Source organism: Pseudoalteromonas sp. Of7M-16, assembly GCF_022347805.1.
Lineage (GTDB): Bacteria > Pseudomonadota > Gammaproteobacteria > Enterobacterales > Alteromonadaceae > Pseudoalteromonas > Pseudoalteromonas luteoviolacea_F.
The window spans coordinates 1-22,680 of the sequence record NZ_JAKRFY010000042.1; the positions used below are offsets into that span (position 1 = coordinate 1).

General features: G+C 43.3%; 14 protein-coding genes and 7 tRNA genes. 4 read left to right on the top strand and 17 right to left on the bottom strand.

Going from position 1 to position 22,680, the window contains the following annotated elements; all coding sequences use genetic code 11:
- From MHN81_RS26965 to MHN81_RS26975, 3 genes are all read right to left on the bottom strand, one after another.
- Positions 1 to 1,944, bottom strand: a 1,944-nt coding sequence (locus MHN81_RS26965) for a FimV/HubP family polar landmark protein (RefSeq protein WP_275447110.1), incomplete at its 3' end; no start/stop codon positions are given.
- Positions 1,945 to 2,211: 267 nt separating this feature from the next.
- Complete coding sequence (locus MHN81_RS26970; protein WP_023401182.1) at positions 2,212 to 3,228, bottom strand: aspartate-semialdehyde dehydrogenase; 1,017 nt, start codon at positions 3,226 to 3,228, stop codon at positions 2,212 to 2,214.
- A 2-nt stretch (positions 3,229 to 3,230) separates the two neighbouring features.
- Positions 3,231 to 4,361, bottom strand: a complete 1,131-nt coding sequence (locus MHN81_RS26975; RefSeq protein ID WP_023401183.1) for a 4-phosphoerythronate dehydrogenase — start codon at positions 4,359 to 4,361, stop codon at positions 3,231 to 3,233.
- A 550-nt stretch (positions 4,362 to 4,911) separates the two neighbouring features.
- On the opposite strand from MHN81_RS26975, the gene fadE reads away from it, so the two are divergent.
- Positions 4,912 to 7,362: an acyl-CoA dehydrogenase FadE gene (gene fadE, locus MHN81_RS26980; RefSeq protein WP_023401185.1), complete on the top strand. Its 2,451-nt coding sequence runs from the start codon at positions 4,912 to 4,914 to the stop codon at positions 7,360 to 7,362.
- 51 nt (positions 7,363 to 7,413) lie between these two features.
- Here the strand turns inward: fadE and MHN81_RS26985 are convergent, their stop codons facing one another.
- From MHN81_RS26985 to MHN81_RS27000, 4 genes are all read right to left on the bottom strand, one after another.
- Positions 7,414 to 8,490: a DUF6136 family protein gene (locus tag MHN81_RS26985; protein WP_239427270.1), complete on the bottom strand. Its 1,077-nt coding sequence runs from the start codon at positions 8,488 to 8,490 to the stop codon at positions 7,414 to 7,416.
- Between the two features lie 9 nt (positions 8,491 to 8,499).
- On the bottom strand, positions 8,500 to 9,084 hold the full coding sequence (locus MHN81_RS26990) for an ABC transporter ATP-binding protein (RefSeq protein ID WP_023401187.1): 585 nt from the start codon (positions 9,082 to 9,084) through the stop codon (positions 8,500 to 8,502).
- Between the two features lie 93 nt (positions 9,085 to 9,177).
- Positions 9,178 to 10,074 carry an SMP-30/gluconolactonase/LRE family protein gene (locus MHN81_RS26995; RefSeq protein WP_239427271.1) on the bottom strand — a complete coding sequence of 299 codons (897 nt, stop codon included), beginning with the start codon at positions 10,072 to 10,074 and terminating at the stop codon, positions 9,178 to 9,180.
- Positions 10,075 to 10,159: 85 nt separating this feature from the next.
- Complete coding sequence (locus MHN81_RS27000) at positions 10,160 to 12,409, bottom strand: DUF5916 domain-containing protein (protein ID WP_239427272.1); 2,250 nt, start codon at positions 12,407 to 12,409, stop codon at positions 10,160 to 10,162.
- A 162-nt stretch (positions 12,410 to 12,571) separates the two neighbouring features.
- On the opposite strand from MHN81_RS27000, the gene MHN81_RS27005 reads away from it, so the two are divergent.
- The 3 genes from MHN81_RS27005 (at position 12,572) to MHN81_RS27015 (ending at position 18,473) form a co-directional block, all read left to right on the top strand.
- The gene (locus tag MHN81_RS27005; RefSeq protein ID WP_239427273.1) at positions 12,572 to 14,665 is read left to right on the top strand and encodes a winged helix-turn-helix domain-containing protein; all 2,094 of its coding nucleotides are present in this window, start codon (positions 12,572 to 12,574) and stop codon (positions 14,663 to 14,665) included.
- Positions 14,666 to 14,802: 137 nt separating this feature from the next.
- Positions 14,803 to 16,728 (top strand): hypothetical protein, encoded by a 1,926-nt coding sequence (locus MHN81_RS27010; RefSeq protein ID WP_239427274.1) that lies wholly within the window; start codon positions 14,803 to 14,805, stop codon positions 16,726 to 16,728.
- 11 nt (positions 16,729 to 16,739) lie between these two features.
- The gene (locus MHN81_RS27015) at positions 16,740 to 18,473 is read left to right on the top strand and encodes a HEAT repeat domain-containing protein (protein ID WP_239427275.1); all 1,734 of its coding nucleotides are present in this window, start codon (positions 16,740 to 16,742) and stop codon (positions 18,471 to 18,473) included.
- Positions 18,474 to 18,657: 184 nt separating this feature from the next.
- On the opposite strand, the gene MHN81_RS27020 is transcribed toward MHN81_RS27015, so the two are convergent.
- The 10 genes from MHN81_RS27020 to MHN81_RS27065 all read right to left on the bottom strand — a co-directional run bounded on the left by MHN81_RS27020 (position 18,658) and on the right by MHN81_RS27065 (position 22,543).
- Positions 18,658 to 18,734 (bottom strand) — tRNA-Asp (locus MHN81_RS27020).
- A 34-nt stretch (positions 18,735 to 18,768) separates the two neighbouring features.
- Positions 18,769 to 18,845 (bottom strand) — tRNA-Asp (locus MHN81_RS27025).
- A 24-nt stretch (positions 18,846 to 18,869) separates the two neighbouring features.
- A tRNA-Asp gene (locus MHN81_RS27030) sits at positions 18,870 to 18,946 on the bottom strand.
- 49 nt (positions 18,947 to 18,995) lie between these two features.
- A tRNA-Asp gene (locus tag MHN81_RS27035) sits at positions 18,996 to 19,072 on the bottom strand.
- 29 nt (positions 19,073 to 19,101) lie between these two features.
- Positions 19,102 to 19,178, bottom strand: a tRNA-Asp gene (locus MHN81_RS27040).
- Between the two features lie 31 nt (positions 19,179 to 19,209).
- Positions 19,210 to 19,286: transfer RNA gene (locus MHN81_RS27045), tRNA-Asp, on the bottom strand.
- Between the two features lie 26 nt (positions 19,287 to 19,312).
- Positions 19,313 to 19,389, bottom strand: a tRNA-Asp gene (locus tag MHN81_RS27050).
- Positions 19,390 to 19,610: 221 nt separating this feature from the next.
- On the bottom strand, positions 19,611 to 20,978 hold the full coding sequence (locus MHN81_RS27055) for a TIGR03503 family protein (RefSeq protein ID WP_023399634.1): 1,368 nt from the start codon (positions 20,976 to 20,978) through the stop codon (positions 19,611 to 19,613).
- A gap of 13 nt (positions 20,979 to 20,991) precedes the next feature.
- Positions 20,992 to 21,702, bottom strand: a complete 711-nt coding sequence (dnaQ, locus tag MHN81_RS27060; protein WP_023399633.1) for a DNA polymerase III subunit epsilon — start codon at positions 21,700 to 21,702, stop codon at positions 20,992 to 20,994.
- 277 nt (positions 21,703 to 21,979) lie between these two features.
- Complete coding sequence (locus tag MHN81_RS27065) at positions 21,980 to 22,543, bottom strand: hypothetical protein (protein WP_239427276.1); 564 nt, start codon at positions 22,541 to 22,543, stop codon at positions 21,980 to 21,982.
- Positions 22,544 to 22,680: the final 137 nt, after the last annotated feature.

Genomic DNA, 22,680 nt, shown 5'->3' on the forward strand with positions numbered 1-22,680 from the left:
AGGGTCAGCCTCTAAGCTGGGTGCTTCTTCACCGATGTCTGCTAAAAGGTCATCAACATCACCTAGGTCATCTTCAGCTTCTGGCTCAGCAAACTCTGTGTCAGCTTCTAAGCTGGGTGTTTCTTCGCCAATGTCTGCTAAAAGGTCATCAACATCACCAAGGTCATCTTCACCTTCTGGCTCAGCAAACTCTGTGTCAGTACTTGCTTGAGCTAACAACGCATCAATATCTTCTTCACCTGCAAGATCATTCTCTTGCTCTGCCTGAGATAATAAATCATCGATATCTTGTTGCTCTTCACTAACTTGTTGCTGCGCATCTTCAAGTAGACCATCAACATCATCTAATTCCAAACCATCTTCTTCGATGCCTAAATCATCTTCATCTAGCGCACCATCGAGTAGGTCGTCAATATCGTCAGCACTTAAGATGCTATCACTATCAACGGCTTCTTCAGTAGCCGGAGTTTCTACTTCAGTCTCTTCAATTAAACTATCAATGTCGTCTAAATCCAGCTCATCATCACCCGTAGACTCTGGCTCAGGCTCTTCAGCGAGCTCTTCACTTAGCGCAGCAAGTGCATCGTCACTTACATCCAAAGTGTCATCTTGCTCATCGCCAACTTCATTGAATAGGTCATCTATATCATCGGCGCTAAGAATATCATCACCGTCTGACGCGGTTTCTTCTACGTCTAATGTGACTTCATCACCCAGAGCATCATCTGTTGAATCAAAGCTCTGTTGTAAGAAATCATCTATATCGTCTGACGATTCCTCCGTAGACGACTCGTCATCAAACACAATGTCGTCATTTAACAAGCTGTCCAACTCGTCCTGATCGAGCGTGCTGCTTCCCGTCTCAAACCCATCATCGTCGTCATCCAATGAATCAAAAACGATATCATCGTCTTCAGGCAAAATATCATCATCAAGCTGAATACTTTCGTCTAGCGGTGCAACGTCATCTGTGACTGGCATGTCAAGATCAAGCGGATCTGCCGCAGCGGCTGCAGCAGCGCCAGTCGCTGCGGCGGCAGCAACTGGCGCTTGAGGTAAGAATTCATCGTCTTCAGCACTCGACTCTGCTGCCTGTTTACGCTTGCGCATAAAGAACACCAACCCGCCTATAACTAACAGCGCGGGAATTGTTGCAAGCAAGGCAATTACGATGGGGTTAGATAAAGTTTTACTTAAGCTCGACTCTTGCTCAGCCATTTTGTCCGCTTCTTGCTGTGCAATCATTTCGCTTTGCATATCGATTACAACTTTCAGCTGCTGCTGAATTTCGCTGTCTTTGCCAAGTTGATCACGGACATTTTGCAATTCATCTGAAATGTCACTGAGCTGCTTTCTAAGTTGGTTATTCTCTTCCAGTATGTCTTCTACATTTTTGACTGAAGACTTAAATTGGTTCTGCAAATCCAATAACTTGGAGTCCTGCTCCATTCGCAGGTTTCTTAACTGATTAGTTAGCGCTTTTTGGGCCTGCTCTACATCTACTTTACGCGCCTGAGTCACCCGCTTTTGGGCGTCATTTATATCAGACTGGCTCAATGTGCCATTTTTCTTACGTTCCCATAACGCATCATCTTGATCTGATTTTTGCTTTGCTATGCCGGGGTTAACTCGCCTAATTTCTGCAAGAGTTGGGATACGGAGATACGCCCCATCTCGCATATGGTTGAGGTTTTGGTCTAAAAATGCGCTTGGATTTTTATCATAGAGGGCTTTCATCACCTGATAAATAGTGACAGAGTCATCAGGTCTAATTTTTTGCGCTAGGCGCCACAAAGTATCTGAAGGTCTGATAGGACCAACTGAACGTCCCTCTAGCCCATAATCAACACCTTTGGGACCCTTCAACACTGTGCCATCTTGAGTGTATGCAGGAGATGTAATGAAAGCCAATGCTAGGATACAAAATAAGGCTAAACCGCGCATGCTGTTCCTTTGTTTAAGGTGACCACTTACTCAACCAGTAAGTGAATAATAAATTTGCTCATCTTTGCTTTTTGCAAGCTCTATTCCAATTGCAAACTATAAACCAGTTATAAGGGAATATCCATTGTCTGTGTATTGATTCTTAACATTGCACTAATACTTTATAATTAGAATGAAATTGTTTTATAAATCAGGGAGGTGGTAAAAGAAGGATTTGTGTAAGTAGTGAGGCAAAATGCTGCCATCGCATTTTGCCTCAAAGTATTACTAAAGATAGTTTGCAACTAGTTCTTCTGCTATTTGAACACTGTTTGTTGCTGCGCCTTTACGCGTGTTGTCAGATACAACCCACAAATTTAACCCCATTGGATGTGAGATATCCGCGCGTAATCGTCCCACATAAACGGTATCATTACCGCTCGCATCACTCACAGGCGTTGGGTAATCTTCTTCGCCTTCAATCAACTCAATACCTGGAGCATCAGTAAGTAATTGCTTAATATGCTCTAAATCGTATGGCATACGCGTTTCTAAGTGGATCGCTTCAGCATGACCAAAAAACACAGGAACACGCACAGCGGTTGGATTGACCATCACACTGCTATCACCCAATATTTTTTGAGTCTCCCAAACCATTTTCATTTCTTCTTTGGTGTAACCATTTTCCTGAAATGCATCAATTTGTGGGATCACGTTGAATGCAATTTGCTTCGGAAAAACTTCGTTTTCCATTGGTCTTGCATTCATTAGGTTTGCTGTTTGTTTTGCTAGTTCATCGACCGCTTCTTTTCCCGCACCTGAAACGGCTTGGTATGTTGAAACATTTATACGGTCAATGCCATAGGCATCATAAATCGGCTTTAATGCCACCAGCATTTGAATTGTTGAACAATTTGGATTAGCGATAATATTGCGATTTCTGAAATCTGCAAGGCTAGCTGCATTTACTTCAGGTACAACAAGTGGCACGTCATAGTCATATCTAAAATGCGATGTATTGTCTATCACAACACAGCCTGCTTCGGCTGCTATCGGCGCATATTTTTCGGAAACGCTCCCACCTGCGGAGAACAAACCGATATGTGCTTGCGCAAAGTCAAATTCTTCCACATCTAAAACAGTGACTTTTTCGCCCATAAAATCGATTTCTTCACCTGCACTGCGGCTGCTAGCAAGGGGATAAAGCTTGTCGACCGGAAACTTTCTTTCTGCCAACGTTTCAATGATTTGCTTACCTACTAGGCCAGTTGCACCCAGTACCGCCACGTTAAATTTCTGCGACATATTTATTCCTCATTCATTTCTACTTGAAAGCCGAGCTGCTGCAACCTCTGTGTATGTGCCAACGGCGTCGATACCTTCAATGTTGAAAACTCTCTTCTCGGAGGGTATTGTTTGCGTAACACGTCAAACCCCTGACTTTCTAAATTGGCTCGCATTAAACCATTATCACGGCGAATATCATAGATCATATGGACAATACGACCATAATCTCTTTGGCAAAATGTACTATTGAGATGGCATTGACTTAGAGCTGGTATTGGTAAAAATGCTTCCAGCTGTTTAGTCGCCTCAACCCCCAGTGTTCTACACAATGCCTGATAGAGCATTTGCGTACCCCGCGCTTTGCCTTCTAGGGTATGCCCAGCAATATGAACTGACGTATACAAGCAATGCGGTATGAGTTCGGTCAGAATATTTGGCTCGTTTTCCCATACATCGAGTATCAATTCCAGTGCTTGACCTGACGTCTTTGCATTTAACAGAGCCTGATTATCAATAACATCTCCGCGACTCGCATTAATAACTAGCATGCCGGGTTTAAGCTTTTTAATTCTGTCAACGTTTAGTAAATGTTTGGTTTGATGTGCGCCCGTTTTTATTAGTGGCACATGAAATGTAACAAAATCCGCTGATTCAAGCGCGGAATCAATATTAACATGCTCCGGCAGGGTTCCCTGTTCTGCTCGAATAGGGTCGCACAAAATTAACTCTATACCACTGTGTGCTAATTTTTCTCGCAAACAGTTTCCAATATTACCCATTCCGACAATCGCCAGCTTTTTGCCGCGTAACTCAACATCTCGATCTTGGCTATATGCATATAAAGCGCTTATCACGTATTCAGCAACTGCGACAGCATTGCACCCTGGTGCACTCGAAAACGCAATTTCACGCTCAGCTAGGTATGTCTGATCGATGTGATCAACGCCTATCGTAGCCGTACCAACAAACTTAAGCTTGTCCGCTTTGTTTAGCAACTGCTGGTCAACTTGCGTAATTGAACGAGTTAACAAAACATCTGCTTCTTGCACCTGCTCAGCAGTAATATTGCGCCCATCAAAGCGCACTACTTCACCAAAGCTTGAGAAAAACTCTTCCACCAAAGGCATATTTTGATCAGCCAAGATCTTCATTAAAATTATTCCTAAACATCGCACGGAGCTATATTGTAACCCACCTGTCGCACAGACCCTAGTTTCGCTTTGCTCCTATGCCTAGCGCGACAAACATCAAACAAAGTAAAAACAACACTAACAATTTAACACTTGGCTGTTCTGCAACATTTACCAAAGGGCTAAACACAAAAGCCTGAACATTACACCACGCCAAAAAAAATGCCGTATATTGCGCGCCACCATAGGCGTAACACGCGCAAACTACACTACTGAGACAGTTAATAAAAACGGCGTACTCAAAAGCTTCGACACTCAATAACATCGAAGTAAACGTAATGACAATGATACATATATTCCCCAATTGCATAAGCAACCCCTCCTTAGGTCTTTTTTGTAATATAGATAAGTTTACAAAATTGGCAATTGAACAATTTTTAAGTCCAACATTGCACTGGTATGGTCAAAATTTGGCTTCTAAAATGTTAAATGGAAGGCTTTTTTGCTTGAAATAGCTGGTCAGACAAGCTAGCCTAATCATGTGGTCAGACCTCTAATAAGGAAGAACAACATGACACTTTTATTCACTATCGCTTTGATAGCACTGGTCAGCGCGGCCTGTTATCATCGCGCCAGCTGGAATACCTGCCTAGGTGTTGCAGCGACAACGTTACTCGTTGGCACTTTTGCCGACGCTTTTGGGGCTTTGTCTTGGCTTATCTTCTTGGCCATTGCAATTCCATTTTCAGTCACCAATATCCGTCAACAATATATAGTTGCACCACTGTTCAAGGCGTTTAAAAAAGTAACGCCCACGATGTCAGAAACTGAAAAATCAGCAATCGACGCGGGGACAACTTGGTGGGAAGCGGATTTATTTTGCGGCAACCCGAATTGGAATAAATTACATCAATTTGCAAAACCAAGACTCACCGCAGAGGAGCAAGCTTTCTTAAACGGTCCAGTTGAGGAAGTATGTGCCATGCTAGATGACTGGGAAGCTACGCACGAATTAACCGATTTACCGCAAGAAGTATGGCAGTATTTAAAGGACAATAAGTTCTTTGCCATGATTATCAAAAAGCAATATGGCGGCCTCGAGTTTTCAGCTTACGCACAATCCTGTGTGTTACAAAAGTTAACCAGTAAATCATTATTACTTTCTTCGATTGTGGGCGTGCCTAATTCACTCGGTCCAGGCGAACTATTGCAACACTATGGAACGCAAGAGCAAAAAGACCACTACTTGCCACGTTTAGCAGCTGGCGACGAGATCCCATGCTTTGCATTAACATCACCCGAAGCTGGCTCAGACGCCTCATCTATTCCTGACTTTGGGGTGGTATGTAAAGGTGAGTGGGAAGGCAAAGAGACACTGGGGATCCGCTTAACGTGGAACAAGCGTTACATTACACTTGCGCCAGTATCAACCGTACTTGGCCTCGCTTTTAAAATGCAAGACCCAGATGGCTTGCTTGGTGATAAAGAAGACATAGGTATCACCTGTGCACTTATTCCAACCTCTATGCCTGGCGTTGAAATTGGTCGTCGCCACTTTCCATTAAACGTGCCTTTCCAAAATGGACCGACACGCGGTAAAGACGTATTTGTGCCACTCGACTTTATAATTGGTGGCCCTAAAATGGCAGGACAAGGTTGGCGTATGCTGGTCGAATGTTTATCCGTTGGCCGTGTTATTACCCTACCTTCCAACTCCACTGGTGGCATCAAAACACTGGCGCTCGCCAGCGGTGCATACAGCCGTATTCGTCGCCAATTTAAGCTACCAATCGGAAAAATGGAAGGTATCGAAGAGGCACTATCGAAGCTTGGTGGCTATGCCTATAGTAGTGACGCAGCACTAAGCATGTCGACAGGGGCAGTTGACTCAGGGGAAAAACCGTCTGTAATTTCGGCCATTCTTAAATACCATTTGACAGAGCAAATGCGTGCTTCCACGATTCACGCTATGGACATTCATGGTGGTAAGGGCATTTGTTTAGGGCCAAATAACTACCTTGGCAGAGGCTATCAGGGTGCGCCTATCGCGATCACCGTAGAAGGGGCCAACATCCTTACGCGTAACATGATCATCTATGGTCAAGGTGCGATTCGTTGCCATCCGTTTGTACTTGCTGAACTAAACGCCTGTAATATCAAAGATAAGCAAGAAGCACTAGACAGTTTTGACCAGGCCTTAATGGGCCATATTGGTTTCACTATCTCTAATTTAGTGCGCACCAAGTGGTTAGCATTAACTGGTGGGCGTTTTACAAGCGTACCATTTAACGACGAAACCGCTGATTACTATCGAATCGCCGCTCGATACAGTGCATCGTTAGCATTGATGTCAGATATCTGTATGGCTGTATTTGGTGGATCTCTGAAGCGCAAAGAGCGTATTTCTGCGCGACTTGGAGATTTGTTGAGTTACTTATACCTCGTATCTGCCACACTGAAACGATACAACGATGAAGGTCGTAAAAAAGAAGATCTGCCTCTGGTTAAATGGGCGTGTCAGGAACACTTATACCTCTGTCAACGTGCCTTAGCTGATCTTATCAACAATATGCCGTCAATGGCATTACGCGGTGCTCTCAAGCTAGTTTTATTTCCATTCGGCCGTCCAGTGCGCAAGCCTACCGACGAAATGGAACATGACATCGCGAAACTATTGCAAACACCAAATGAGACGCGTGATCGCCTTGCCAATTACATCTACACCACTGATGAGCCTCTAAATCTAATTGGCAAGCAGGAACAAACACTAAAAGACATCTTGGCTGTAGAGCCTATTTTCGACAAAGTATGTCGTGCCAAAGGACAAAAGCTGCCATTTATGCAGCTAGACAAAGTCGCCCAAATGGGATTGGAAAGTGGCATATTAACGCAGCAAGAAGCAGACAGCCTCGCCGCTGTTGAGGCTCAGCGATTGGCTGTGATTAATGTCGATGATTTCGACCCAGCCGAGTTACTGGCAGGAAAAGCGCGCATAATGGATAAAAACGCCGACGCAGCCTAACTATTAAATTACAGTCTAACAAAAGGCCGGTATCACCGGCCTTTTTTATATTTAACTCACCAGTACTTTCGCCAGCATAATGGCGACCACAGAAACGGCCCAAACTAATGCAAGGTATCGAGCCGAATGCAGAATGACCCACATCAAAACAGGCGTGACCAAAACCGTCAGTACCTCGAAAAGCCCCAAACCAAAGATGCCGATACCACTGATCCAAACTGTGAGCGTAACACTAAGCACAACAACACATTGGCTGCGGTGCACGCCTTCTAATTTCGATATGCTAGACCAAAACCGATGGAACTGACGCACCTGTTTGTTAGTATCAATTAATAACGTCCCCCACCAAAGTACCGTAAATAGTTGTGCCATAACTACATAGTAACTTTTTAGGTCAGGACGCTCGGTAACGATTACCCACGTGCACCAATAAGTAAGTATTGTCATCCCTAGTCGCCAGATCAGGACCCATGGCTGCTCAATAACCCACTGCAACCAATATGTGTAGGTTGATATGTGCCTAAGTTTAATTCCTTGATAACTGCTCGGTAGAAACAAAGAAAGCAACAGCACTGCAAACAATCCAGCGTAATATACGGTGATCTGCTCGATCAACAAGGCCATTGCAAATGCGCTAACTAGCACAGCAAGCAAAGCTATTGGCCGATACAAGAGCGTCATTGCAAGACCAAGTTGTGCCGCCATAAAAAATAATAAATGGGGGACTTGCATCACATTTTGCCAGCCCATCGCCAGAGCCATAGCAAGTGCAGCTAAAAATAGCACATGACAAATTAACAGCAGCCCTTGATCAGCAATCAACTTATGAAATCGTGAGGTTAATATCGAACTATGATAGTTTCGGTGTGTTGTATCCAATACTGCGCTTTTTACAGTTTGCAGTAGTAAACTCTGTAGCAACAAAAAGCCAAAAGTGACCCGTATCACCTCTGAGTCCGTTTCGTATTGAACAATTTTCCCCAACGCAAAAAACCCCCCCATTGCCAAACTCGGCACATATATGAAAAACAGTGTGCCAAGCAAGAGTGAAAACTCTGCCAACTGCTGGCGAAGTGCTTTGAGTTCAATCCGAAATGCAGTTAAACGATATCGATAATAGTGAATCAAGCCCCCTCCTTAACTAGCAAACAAAGGTTGAGACACAAAGCCAATATCCCAAAATGGCGCTGGTTCGTGGCAGCTGATCAACAGCTGCCCTTGATAATTGTGTAAATAGGTTAATAGTTTTTCAAGGCTTTGATGATCGAGTGCCGCACTGGGTTCATCTAAAATCATATAAGGCGTTTCGCGCATCAGCGCATTGATCAACTGCAGCTTTTTTTGATTACCAGAAGAAAGCGAAGCATAGGATGTATCTAGGAATGGCGTAAATTGCAGCAACTCAATTAGCGCTTCAGGAAAAGTGCATTGCCAACTATTTTGTGTCATAGACAACAACTGTCTCGCGGTTAAAAACGCAGGATATGCAATAGCATCAGTTGCCAATGCAACCTTAGTTTGAGGCGACTTTAAGAGGCTACCATCATAGAGAATAGTCCCTTTATAAGCGCGGTCGATGCCTGCAATCAATGTAAATAGCGTGCTTTTCCCCAACCCATTGGGTGCTTCTAGACAAACTTTTTGAGCTTCAAATTGAGCCTGATAGTTTTCAAAAATGGGATTATGAACAAAAACTTTGGTTAAATTTTCTATCTGAATCATATGTGAGCTACTTGTTCTTTTTATCAAATACTAACAAGCACATCACCAATGTAGGAACAAAAAAGTGTTGCAAAACGTATCAGGCGCGTAAAGTTATAATGTGTTAATCGCTCTACCCGCATACTCACTATAAAACGTCTCTATCGCGCCTCGTTTTTGCATTGTGACAAAGACCTGACGTCCTGACTCTCCCCCAAATGCGATATTAGTCGGAAACTGGCCTTTAAGTTTTACGGTGTTAATCATTTCGCCTTTGGGTGATAAGATCACCACTTCACCTGCTCCATAACGCGCGATATAAAGATTTCCGCGCTCATCTGTGCGCATACCGTCCAGACCATGGTCATCGAATTGATAAAACAGCTTAGCCTCACCCAATTGCCCATTTTGTACTATTGGAAATGCCCAGATGCGTCTTTGCACACTTTCATTGACATAGAGCACAGAGTTGTCAGGGCTCACTTCTATGCCATTTGTGGTCCCCATATTCGCTTTTAACCGCTCGACTTGACCATTAGTGCGAATGCGCCACACTTGGCCATTACCATTTTGCCAATTGGGATCGCTCGCATACAAGGTGCCATCGTCTGCGATTGCGATGTCATTAGGCTGATTCATCTCTGGCTCGTGGGCAAACACAGAGACTTGTTTGTCTGGCGTTATTTGTAGAATATTATGCTGCTTGTAATCCGCAACATACATATTGCCACGACGGTCAAAACGGATCCCATTGCCGATACTGCCTTTAGGCAGATTGATGTACAAGGACGCTTGGTTTCGCGCAACAACTTGTCCAATGGTGCCTTGCTCGCCAAAGTTAACGGCATAAAGCACCCCTTGTTTATCGACAGCTGGCCCCTCAACTCCATTAGTAAACACGCCATCAGCGACCCAATCTTGCGCTTGATATAAAGGTAAATTCGCTTGCTCTGTACTTTGGCAACCAGCCAAAATCAGCATCAACAGTGTACTGCCTACTATTGCCTTCATCACTCTTTCCTTGCCCAAAAATCTCAGTATGCAACCTGTGCCCAGCATTGTGAATTGAGATTTCTTCACGCTGTTCAGATGCTATTTAGAATAGATAACGCACTTTAAATATTACACTGTCTTCATTGGGCTTGGTCCAGTTTTGTTTAACCCCCTCAAGCCAAGGTTGCTGACCAATTTGCGCTCGTTCTAATGATGTTATATCACGTCCACCGCGGCGATATACCAAGTAAAGATCAGAATAGGCCCCTAATCGGTAACGCAATTTAAATTGAGACATCAATCGTTTATCCTCAAAACTAGTATCAACCTGATCACGCTCATGCAGCATGCCTTCTTGTATCACAAAGACATCTTTGCTCTTCGCTTCTAATACAGACCACTGCAGGTTCGTTGATAATTCCAAGTTATTTGCCAGTAAAGCGCTCACCTCTATAGAGTTAACAAAATATGTACGATCGTATTGTGTAATTTGATTGCGCTCATTTGCGACTAACCATCCGTCACCACGGCGCAAAAAATTATTAAATTTTATATTCCAGTTTTCATGGGGCATCCACGTCATATCAAGCGCATACTGCTGTGCGTGCCCAGATAATCCCTCTTGGTCGTATTCAATACTCGCTGCCCAACTAAAATCTCCAATGTAAGGACTTTGATACAAAACTCGACCTTCAACCGCATCAGGTTGCATAAAAGCCTCACTTTGCGCGCCAATATTGTCTTGCCAACCAGTATCAAGATAGTCAAGATGCACAGTCCATTGCGCCCCATTCGCCATCATGAACTCTGTACTATACCCTTGTTTGGCAGGCAATTTTAAACCATTCGCATTGGCTTCATAAGACACTTCCAGAGTGTGCTTAACTCGAGTTAGCCAATCATTGCCAATATTTTTTGCATGACTCAAGTGCAACCTAGCATACTGCCAATCATTGCGTTTCATGTAACCCATATCTCGGTTATTAAACTGCTGATTTAATCGTAAATATTGCCCGGATATACTGGTGTTTGGCGAAAACTGGTAGCCAATATTGAGAGAGCCGCCATGTCCTGTTTGTCGCTCTTGTTCATCGATTTGACTGAGCAACAATGCACTTTGAACCGACCACCGTTGGCTTTGATATTGACTATCCCATGCCATGCTTTGTGCCTGCCTGTTGAGCCAAGGCCGCTCTACATGTGTCGCTAAAATACCAGTACGCCAATTTGCAGTGCGATAACTATACCTACCTGCATAAAAGTGCTTGCCCACTGCGTTATCTAAGCTATTTTCTCTTACTGCAAAAGCCCCCCACTGATTGTGGGTACCTTGATGAACAAACCGGACTGCGCCATCAATTGGCGTGATCAGTTCTGTACCATCATCACTGCCTGCACCTATTCTTCTGGTATGGATCAACTTCGTGTCTTGCAAAACATCGACATTAAATACGCTAATATCTTGAGTGAAAAAAGGCCTTTTATCCGTTCTTAAAGTCTCTACCGCGGAGTAATTCACATCCACATCATCACTGTCTACTTGTGCAAAATCAGGGTTAACTGCCACAGATAGGGTTTGGTTGTGGGACGGTTTATAAAATAAATCGAACCCGGCATCTGACTCGCGCTGTTTATTTTGACGCTCAGTAAAGTGATGTTGATGCGTCACGTAGGGAACAAAACTCAATTGTGTTTTTGCAGGTATGTGCACCTTGAATTTGGGCATGTTTAGAAAAAAGTCACTGTTACTGAGCGTCTGTTTTTGATTTGCATAAATCTGGTTGGACTTTAATTCATAGAGTTGGATCCCAACACCTATTGACGCCAAACCGGAGTGCTCTCTATTGGGAGAAAAAGAGACACTGTGCCAAGGAATAAACACTTCGTTACTCCAGTGAGTTTCATATTCATAGTAGGCACTTTCCCAGTCACCATCCCAGTCATGATCTGTGGTGCGCTGTGCGGTCACCACAGCATCCTGCCTGCCGCCGCCAAGCGTAGTTGCAAATAGATATGCACTGCTACCATCACCAGAAAAATCAAGATAGATGCGGTTAAACTCAGCCTGCATAAAACCATCTTGTAAGTTGAACTGTTTTTTGCGACTTTGCTGATCCTGAAAGTTGATAATACCAATATAAATACCGGCTTGATCCACAGTAATTTTTGCTCTGACTTTATTCTGAGATGCCTCGTGAGTTGCTGGCACCACCTGAAAAAAAGTTTCAATTTGCTGCGCTGATTGCCATACAGGCTCATCAAGTTTGCCATCTATAATCATTGAACTTGCATTGCTTACAGAAATATTTGAACCAATGAGCAAAGCCCCTAAACCAAAGTTAAACGCCCTCATGCAATTTCCCCTTTTGTATAGAAGGCTGTTATATAAGCAAATATTTCGCGTTTAAAAGCTTATGGTTTTCTGAAAAATAGTTTTAAATGGCTGAACAAGATTGACTTTAACCTGAACATGGTTACCTTTGGGTTGAGCCGAATATGACAACAAGGTTGAAAGATGGATCGTGAAAACACTGCTGTTGATAACAGCCCAATACATGCTATTACACAAACAACTACCCGCTTTCAATTTACCCATTGGCAATTTTTTAATGACAAAGATGAACTGCATGATATACAAGCTCAGTCGGTGACTAAATTAGAGCCACAAGTTGCCCGCCTTTTGACTCTATTGATCACCCAACAAGGTCAAGTTATTACCAAGGAAACCCTGAACAAACTACTGTGGCCAGATACCATTGTAGAAGCCAATAGTCTTTATCAATTGCTCACTAAGCTCAGAAAAGAATTACAAGACAATGCCAAGAACCCAAAATACATTAAAACTGTGCCTAAAAAAGGCTACTTGTTTCTACCTTCTGTGTCACCGATAGAGACACAGGAACAGACACCTCTGGCCACCACCCAAAACTTGATCACCACAAGTCAGATACCTAGCTCAAAAGTAAAACTATATAAATCTCTGCAGGTACTGATGGCGAAAAAGCGCAACTGGGCGCTGACCCTGTGTGCCGGGGCCTGCTTTAGCACTATTGCATTTTTGTCTTCTGCACCGGATAAAATAGAACCTACTCAATATGAACGTGAAGATATTACCTATGAGCTGGGTGTCGAATTTAATGTCGCCGCGCATATGCAGCTAGATCTGCTTGCGTATATTGAGCAATTTAATACTTTAAAAATCACGACCAAAGCAGGTCAAAACCAATATTCTCAAACTTTTGATACCCGCATTGCGCACCCAACTTGGCATCCAGATAAAACAAAACTGGCATTTTGGCAGTACCAAAATGATATGTGCATCTTGCATATCAGTGATGAACAAGCGCGCAGTTTACATAGTAGTTCGCCCATCCCATGTCACTTGATACGCCCACCTGTTTGGCAATCTGATAACGAATTGATCTTAACCATTAGTGACAAAACAGGAAGCAGTGCTTATTTATATCGCATCGAACAACAACAGTTAGTCAAAATCCCATTACCCCAAAAACCTGAGGAGAGTTATATTGGCGCAATCCGCGCTTGGGAAGAGCAAGTTTACTATGTCATTGTAGATGCCGACCATCATTCTCGGTTGGTCAGCTTAGATGGCAATATTCATATGACTTGGCCATACCCTCTGTGGTTGTTTAACTTTGACCCAGCTAAACAAAGTATTATCAGTAACGATGGTAGCGCTCACCACAACTTAGTTGCGAAATTGAGAAACGGTCAAACGTACCCTGTTTTTGCCACTTCGCAAGGGATGTTTACAAATTTGTCTATTGATAAAAATGGAGACATATTCACAGCTGCGGAAACCTGGCAAGTGAATATTCGAGATCAAGATAACCTGCCCATTTTTTCTAGCTCAAGTCACGACTTTCTCCCTGTCACAAATCCATTGGGTGAAACCGTATTTATGTCCCGTCGAACAGGCCAATGTGAGATTTACTTGCACGCCAACAACCAAGTGAAGCAACTGTCTTTCCATAAGGGATACAAGTACGTTAACTTTTTAGCTTGGGATCCGCTATTTAGTAAGATCCTTTCAAATAGAGACAATGAATTAGTACTTTATAACCGAGAAGATGTCATAGTCAGCTTTGACAGTCAGCACACCAGCGCTCCCCTTCAATTTGGCTGGCTTGATGCGCAAAATATTTGGTCCAGCGATACAGAGTTTGTACACACCTTTAACTTGGATGGAGATCTGCTGAGAAAAACCAAGTTTGCTTCTGATTTTTTAATTTTTGATACCAAGCAACAGCTCTGGATAGTGCTACAAGGCAACAAACTATATCAATCACAGTCGCTTGCCAACTTCAACGCGCAAAAACAACTTGTATCAGAGCTACCCAGCGATGCCGTACACATGATTAAAAACCCACGGTTGATTAATGATACGCTTTATTGGCAATCTACTTGGTCAAAAACAGACATCATCTGGAAATTGCCGTTAACTGCACCACACCAAGTTACAAAAATAAAGCAGGAACCGCTCATTTGGCATTATGATATTGCTCCGGATGGCGCACTGAGAGTTGCTAAAATGGAGTCTGTTGAAGCAGATATAAAACGCATTAAACCTCAACCGAAAAAAACCTAACAATAAGCCCTTCAAGCCAGCTGCAATCAGCTGGCTTGATAAACTTACAAATCAGCATAGCCCAGCCCCTTCTCCACAATCATTCCACTTTTTCATGATAAAAATAGCATGATGTAATTAAAAATAGTGAAATAAACATGATGCGCTCTAAGTATTTGGTATTATCCATGCCTTTTTTGCTTACTGCCTGTTTAGACAGCAGTGACAACCAACTTGATATCATAACGCCCGAAGAAACTGTGCAAGTCGATACAGTGCCCAATGTCGCGTTAACTGAGATCAAAACCCCCCAACATACTCTGTACCAACCAGGCCAACCTATCTCACTGGACTATTCAATTAGCTCAGAGTTGTTAGAGACTCAAAACATTGGTGTTACCTTTATGGCAATTCCAAAAGACAAAGTCGCGCAGCTTGAAACAAAAGATAAACCCGAAGGTTTCAATCTTGGTGTACATCACATTGCTCAACTAGAATCAGGTACACAAAGTTTCACTGCATCTTTAATGTTTCCAAACCAGCAAATGCCCAGTGGAGAATACTTAATCGGTGCGTATGTCGACAGTGCAAAAATAATTGTCGATGAAGCAAATCTAGACGACAACCGTTCACGCGGTCATGCTGACAATGATCTAGTCACCTATGCTCAAATCACGATGGATGCCTCCCATTATCATGACTTCGTCCTTGATAAAGCCACTGTTGGTGACGGCTTTGCGATGTTTCCAGATATAGGGCAGCGCGAAACTGAATCTGAAGGTAACCCTAGCCAAAAACACTCAGATATCATCGGTCATATCGACGCCAGTAAATTTGGTAATACTGCAAACGCAGCTGATGTCACTGCTGAAATCATCATTGAAGACCAAGCGTATACAGCGCACTTTTGGCAAGAAGGCAAAGAACATTACGCTGAAAAAATGCGTATAACATTTGCCCAATTTGAGCAAAGCCACTACTTCCCATATGACATTGCCATCAATGGCGCACTTTTACATAAAATCCAACAGGCATTTGATCCAAATTCGAGTGAAAATACGCTGGATATTCGCTTTACACTCCACGATACCTCAGAATTTGATGAAGCGGATACCAGTAATAACGTCTTCACACTTGAAGTCCCCTATAGCCTATACAAAGATACGACACCAAGTGATGAGTTACTCAAAAAGCATAATTTACCAACCAATGCCACTGCATCGAATCGCGCTGCTCGTGGTACTCCTACAGATGAAATGGGGTTGACTATCAGTCAACAAACCTCAGATCAGTTTGTGCTTTTAGACCTGTTTGGCAACACCTATGGTGATAAGTCCAAAGTTGCTGTTGTACCTAGTTTCCTATCACTTATCATTTTAAAGGCCACTGACGGAGGATATGCATGGGCATCATCTGGTGGTGGTTTCGATTTGTATATGTTTGATGACAGCGTCAGTCTTTTTTCCGCAGGGGCCAGTGGTATTGCCGACGGTGCAAATGGCACTCTTAGTTACTCAATGGGTGTATCTCTTTTAGGCAAGTCTTTGATCGCTGAATCCGACTCTGTAACGGCCTTGGATGAAAGCTTTAAACACGATTGGAGCGAGGAACAAAAACTATTTTCAACCACCTTTACCATAGCCATTGTTCCTGTAAGCGTATCAGCTGGTATCAAGGGTGAAGTGGGTGTTGGTACAGAGTTAAAATATGCCGATCAACGATTTAGCATTGGCGGCGATATACTTACTGCCAGCTTAGACGCCTATGCCACAGCTGGCATAGATTTGTTGATTGCCAGTGGTGGCATAGGCATCGACTTTTTAATTATTTCAGAGACGCTGTCTGCCACTGCCTACACAGACATCAGCAAAGCTATCAGCGATTCAGAGATAACCTACGGTATTGATGTCAGCAATCACATGAAAGCCATCGAAGGTGAACTCTACTTGTGGGTTAAATACCCAGGCTATGAATTCTGTTGTTCATTCCCAACCAAAACAGCAACAAAAACCCTCTATGACACAGGTGCTTTGTATAATAAAACATGGCAAATGCTGGACTATAGCGACAGTTTTAAATTTTAACCGAGTAAAGTATGAAACGGGCAACCCCTTTATTACTTTGCACATTAACACTGCCATTTGGCAGTGTTAATGCCAGCCAAGAGTGTGCGCGCTGGGGCGAATTTTCTACGCATGCAAGTACAAAGATGACCACTCTCTCTGCACCAAGTCAAAATAAGCTCTCTGTTACTGGTGATCTGGTTTTCAGACCACTGCTCAAAGACGAAAAGTTTTATTGGCTAGGTTTGCAATTATCGTCTGCTGAATTACAGTTGGACAACACCCCAATTCAAGCTCAATACTATCGCGTTCCTTTTGCAGTCAAAATTGCTGCAACATCTGGCGATATTTTAGATTACCACTTTGGTGCCAAGCTAAAACCAGAAGATGAACAAAAACTGATGGCAATTTACCAGCAGTTTCATATTGAGCATCTCAAGCAGTATGATTTACAGTCACCAAAAATTATTCAAGAAAGCGACAATTTAGGCCGCTATCGAGTTCAATATCAGACGCTGGCTAACAACGCCATTCAAAAACAAAAACTCGATTACACCTTAACTACCCAAGGCACTCAGTTGTTTGCATTTAAGAAACCGCAAATAAAACAAGATTTATTCACCTTCAAGACCTCAAACTGCTGGATAAGTGAACTGCAAGGGTATAATAATACCGTTGTTGAAAGTGATAAAGGCGATATCAATATCAATGTTTCTCAAACCATTCGCTATACGCAGAAACAAGCACCTATCCCCACTGACATCGCTTTAATGTCTTTGCCACTTGCGCCGGCTAAATGGCCAATATTGCCGCTAAATAGTGTATACCCAAAGCCGCGTCCAGTGCCGCTAGATAATGCCAAGGCATTTACCCAGTTACTGTTACAAAAAGATCTGCAAGCTCTATCAAGCGATGTCCTTTTACAATTGCTATATGACAATCAAATTTACTTAAGCGCACTGCACAATTTGATCAAGCAAGGGGCATTTGCAGACAAACAACTAAGTCGTTTATTGCTCATGATAGGAAAGAGCGACTTTGACTATGCCCATCAATTACTCGCGGATCTATATCTCGATACAGAACTGGATGCCAACCAGCGTTTTCGCAGTTTAATGGCTCTCAAATACAGTGAACAACCTCTGTCACCTGAACTAGTTGATAAGCTATACAGCCACATAGATAGTTCCGAGTTAACCGCAATCGATGAAAAACTCGCGCGTACAGCACTGATGGTACTCGGTGTAATAGCGAGTAATCAAACTGGCAGTGAGTTTGCGCAATCACTGACAGAATCATTGGCTGATAGACTCATCACCACACGAGACACTAAGAAGCAGGCAACGTTGTTAACGGCATTAGGGAATAGTGCCGACCCAACACACCAAGAAAGCATCTCAAAATTCTTAAGCAATGATGACGCCAAGCTTCGTGCAACGGCTGCACAAGCCTTAGGCAATATGCCCAATGAGATCAGTTTGGGCTACTTAGAGAAGTCACTACAAAGAGAGTCTAATCAGCAGACACAGCAAGCATTGATATCCGCTATGGGTAACAATCAGTTAAATGAAACTCAAGTTAACAAAGTACTCTTGTTTGCACAAAAGCAGCAAGACAATACCGTCCGCGTCGCTGCGATCAACGCCGCTGCAAAGCAAATTGGCCACAATCAAGAAGTCGTCGATAAGCTTAAACCACTACTTAAACAAGAAGGTGATCAGCAGGTGCTCAGAGCGCTTATGAGCGCCATTCACGGCAATAACTAATGCAACAAAGGGCAAGGATGCTCTTTTCTCTTAGCCCTCACCAATCTCTCCTTAAGGCCAAAGAAAGCGGTTCTACTGGCATAAAGTAAAATTACAGATATGTATCAAAAGCATAAATGAGAAAATAGGGGTTTCAGAGAAATAAGATTTATAAGAAGACTTAGCGAATGCTACGAGACATAAATGGCGGAGTGGACGGGACTCGAACCCGCGACCCCCGGCGTGACAGGCCGGTATTCTAACCAACTGAACTACCACTCCGCAGTGGTATGTATATGTTCTTTAAGATATCAAATGGCGGAGTGGACGGGACTCGAACCCGCGACCCCCGGCGTGACAGGCCGGTATTCTAACCAACTGAACTACCACTCCGCAGAGATATCTTTTTACGCTAAATGGCGGAGTGGACGGGACTCGAACCCGCGACCCCCGGCGTGACAGGCCGGTATTCTAACCAACTGAACTACCACTCCGCAGTAAGCGTATTGTCATATTTTTTTGCTAAAACACTATAAAGCCAAATGGCGGAGTGGACGGGACTCGAACCCGCGACCCCCGGCGTGACAGGCCGGTATTCTAACCAACTGAACTACCACTCCAAGTGATTTAGCTTGCTTCTTTACTTAAATGGCGGAGTGGACGGGACTCGAACCCGCGACCCCCGGCGTGACAGGCCGGTATTCTAACCAACTGAACTACCACTCCAAAGAAGCAATGCACATAATATGTAAGCGGTTGGCGGAGTGGACGGGACTCGAACCCGCGACCCCCGGCGTGACAGGCCGGTATTCTAACCAACTGAACTACCACTCCAGCTTACATCGCGATACAAAATTAAATGGCGGAGTGGACGGGACTCGAACCCGCGACCCCCGGCGTGACAGGCCGGTATTCTAACCAACTGAACTACCACTCCGCGATAACTTTGTATCTCACTGACAAGGTGTGCTCCCTGACAGCGGCGTGAATAATACGAATGACCCCTTTCAGAGTCAACTATTTTTTTGAAAAAAACTGTATTTTTAACGAGAAATGCCGTTACTCGATGAAAATTACGTCACCTTGTATAGAACTCAATCAAAAATGTAACATTGCGATATGTACTCACATGACATTATCGCAATACATTGTATCTATTTATCGTTTGTCTTCAGACATAGATAAATTTAAAACATCCCCAGAGTCAGAATCTTTATCCGCAGCCTTCTCCCCTTCTTCATCTAACTCATCAATATCCATTTGCGGCTTCTTCTTTAAAAACGGAATTGAAGTAGGTAATGGAATCGAGAATTTGATTGGCTTCTTTTGTACCAATACACGAATTGCCAACCAGCCAAGCAATAACACCAACAAATTGCCAATCAACACAATTGTAACGATTAAGCCTGTATTAGCTTCTGGTTCTTTCGGTTCTGGTTCACCTAAGAGCTCAGCAGGTGAAATAGGCTTCGTCAGCTCAGGTACCTTTTCGATGGGACGCTCAATTTCAAAGTTATAATCAGGGATCGCCGCCATAAACTCACGACCATTGATATTTTCCCCAAACGCAGACAATTGAATGCTGTAACGACCCCAGTCATAGTTCTTTATTTGCAACTGTCGATAAAAACGCTCAGCTTCATTGAGGGTAAACAGCTGCTCTTCCCCATTTGGGTATAAAATTTTCCCCTGCAAGATAACGGTTTCCGGCTTAACAATTTCCCGGTCTAATTTGATAAGTAGTTCATGTTCAAACTCTTCGTCATCGGCCAATTGCAGCTCAAAGCTAAATGGTGGCTCTGCAATGACAATTGGCTCCTTAACAACCCGCCTTTTTAAAATAGGGGTTTCAATAAAAAATTCGGGTTGCCACTCCCCTGCCGGAAAAACCAGCTTAAACTCTCCAGTAAACACGCCATCTAAAGGGCGTTCATCAAAATCACGACCATCATCTTTAAATTCAGTGACGCTTTGGGTACCGGCTCCAAAATTAGCATACTGCTCGTTATTGGTGCTTACAAATTCGACATATAAAGTGACAACATCGCGAAAATATCCGACATCAATTGGCTTGCCATCATTGGTTACCCGTCCATTCACTTTCAACATTTCACCGCGAAACAACATGGGTGGCAATGGATCTACAGCCAGTTCAATCTCTCCAAGTACCATGATCCGGCTATCTTTTAGGATCTGCCCTAGTACCTGCCATGGGCCAGGCATAGGTTTATCTATAATAATAAGGTCATAGCTGATTTCGTCGTACCACTCCAATGCCTCATCCTTAACGGCGTGAATAGAGTAAATCTTGCTGCCATCAGGGCGAACTAATACAACGGCGGGCGCGCCGGGGGCGCGAAAGAAAAGTAATGTAATTTTGTCGACGTTATGGTCAATTCGAAATCGATTGTCTAGCAGTGGAATTTCATTTGATACACCATCGCGTTTGAGTACGGTAATATCTGGTGTTTCAGCGTAAGCTTGCCATCCTACAATTATTAACAACACTGCTAAGCAAATTCGCATTTATGTTACCTCGTTATTGTTGCCATAAGCTTTGTCCACATGCCTTGTTGACGATTTCCATCCTATCTTGATGTGCCAGCTCTTCATCCTCACTTGCATGGATCACGCGCAATTTAGGCCTATCCGCTGCTAATCGCCGGATCCCGCCTGAATTCTCTTGTTGCCCACCTTCAAGTTGCTGAGCCAGGTTGAGTTTTTTCTGCCCACCAGTCATTGCTAAATAAACATCTGATAAAATCTCAGAATCCAGCAATGCGCCGTGAAGAGTACGTTTTGAGTTATCTATATCATAGCGTCGACACAAGGCATCTAGACTGTTCTTTTGTCCTGGATGCAACTTACGCGCCATTACTAATGTATCAAGCACCTCACATACATCATTTGTGGTAGGAAACCCTTGATTCAACATCGCAAATTCGTGATCCATAAAACCGACGTCGAACGGAGCATTGTGAATGACTAACTCAGCCCCTTCAATATAGTCTAGAAACTCTTGAGCAATTTGGTGAAAGTATGGTTTGCCACGCAAAAATTCATTTGTAATACCGTGAACATCAATGGCTTCTTCTTCGATGTCTCTTTGCGGATTTATATAGACATGAAAGTTATTGCCCGTAAGACGCCTGTTAACCAATTCAACACATCCAATTTCGATGATCCTATGTCCGGCCTTGGGATCGATGCCGGTGGTTTCTGTATCCAGAACAATCTGACGGTTTACCATGGTTTATGATCTCTGTAATTCATTTCTCAGTTCAAGTGCCCATATTAACCTACTTTTAGGGTTATTACCTAGCCCTCAAGGTATAACTATATACAGAGAAAACCTAGCAAGTTAGGTTTAAAAACATTTGGCCGAATAATCTCAAACGATAAGTAACAGCCACTTTTTCTCACCGTTTGCCCAAAGAACATTCCATTACATTTCTCTGCATCACCAATAATTTTCTATCTATTGATGTATCGCCTCAAAATGGGTCCGTCCACAAGCCGCCCCAATTCTATTCAATGAGTAACTCTAAATTGAAGCTCAAATCGCTGCTGGTGGTCGATATTTGCCGTACTTCCACGGCTAAAATATTTTCTCGTTTCAACTCAAATTGGCCGTTGAGTACCACTTCATACCAACTATGCTCAATAAGCGAACCGGATGCGAGCTGAGTTTCTGTATGGGACGCTTTTGGCAAAAACTGCCGATGTACTTCTTGGTTGTTAAGATATACGCGTGCGCCATCATCCACTAACAAGCGTAATATGATGCTATTTAAAGCTAGCTTGGTATCCCAGCGAAATTTATGTCGAAAGTAGTGCACAAGAATAGGCTGACCACTGCGCTCTTTGGCAATACGCGTGTGCTCATCCCCTTCACCAAAACCCATTTGCGTTTTTCCTAACGCCCAACTCGAATCGTCAAATTCAATGCTTGCCCAGTTACCGGTAAGAGTTTGGGAACGATCGTAATATTTCCATTCTGAATTGACCGGTATAACAATACTTTGAGCATTGGCAGCCGAAATAAACAAGCCAAGCCAGCACAACACGAGGAAATTAAAAAGATTTTTCATACGCATATTACTTTGCAGTTCGGTGCCTACACCCTACCCGATTGATATTAATAAATAAAAAAACTCATTAGTTTATATCATGTTATATCTACCTTTATCACCAGCAATGTTTCAACTTTTCGAACAAAGTAGTGGTG

What these genes read in the sequence shown, in the direction of transcription:
- MHN81_RS26970 (WP_023401182.1), bottom strand. Translation starts at nt 3,228, where the DNA reads ATGTCGCAGAAATTTAACGTGGCGGTACTGGGTGCAACTGGCCTAGTA.
- MHN81_RS27005 (WP_239427273.1), top strand. Translation starts at nt 12,572, where the DNA reads ATGGATCGTGAAAACACTGCTGTTGATAACAGCCCAATACATGCTATT.
- dnaQ (WP_023399633.1), bottom strand. Translation starts at nt 21,702, where the DNA reads ATGGTAAACCGTCAGATTGTTCTGGATACAGAAACCACCGGCATCGAT.
- MHN81_RS27010 (WP_239427274.1), top strand. Translation starts at nt 14,803, where the DNA reads ATGATGCGCTCTAAGTATTTGGTATTATCCATGCCTTTTTTGCTTACT.
- MHN81_RS27015 (WP_239427275.1), top strand. Translation starts at nt 16,740, where the DNA reads ATGAAACGGGCAACCCCTTTATTACTTTGCACATTAACACTGCCATTT.
- MHN81_RS27065 (WP_239427276.1), bottom strand. Translation starts at nt 22,543, where the DNA reads ATGAAAAATCTTTTTAATTTCCTCGTGTTGTGCTGGCTTGGCTTGTTT.
- MHN81_RS27000 (WP_239427272.1), bottom strand. Translation starts at nt 12,409, where the DNA reads ATGAGGGCGTTTAACTTTGGTTTAGGGGCTTTGCTCATTGGTTCAAAT.
- fadE (WP_023401185.1), top strand. Translation starts at nt 4,912, where the DNA reads ATGACACTTTTATTCACTATCGCTTTGATAGCACTGGTCAGCGCGGCC.
- MHN81_RS26975 (WP_023401183.1), bottom strand. Translation starts at nt 4,361, where the DNA reads ATGAAGATCTTGGCTGATCAAAATATGCCTTTGGTGGAAGAGTTTTTC.
- MHN81_RS26990 (WP_023401187.1), bottom strand. Translation starts at nt 9,084, where the DNA reads ATGATTCAGATAGAAAATTTAACCAAAGTTTTTGTTCATAATCCCATT.
- MHN81_RS26995 (WP_239427271.1), bottom strand. Translation starts at nt 10,074, where the DNA reads ATGAAGGCAATAGTAGGCAGTACACTGTTGATGCTGATTTTGGCTGGT.
- MHN81_RS27055 (WP_023399634.1), bottom strand. Translation starts at nt 20,978, where the DNA reads ATGCGAATTTGCTTAGCAGTGTTGTTAATAATTGTAGGATGGCAAGCT.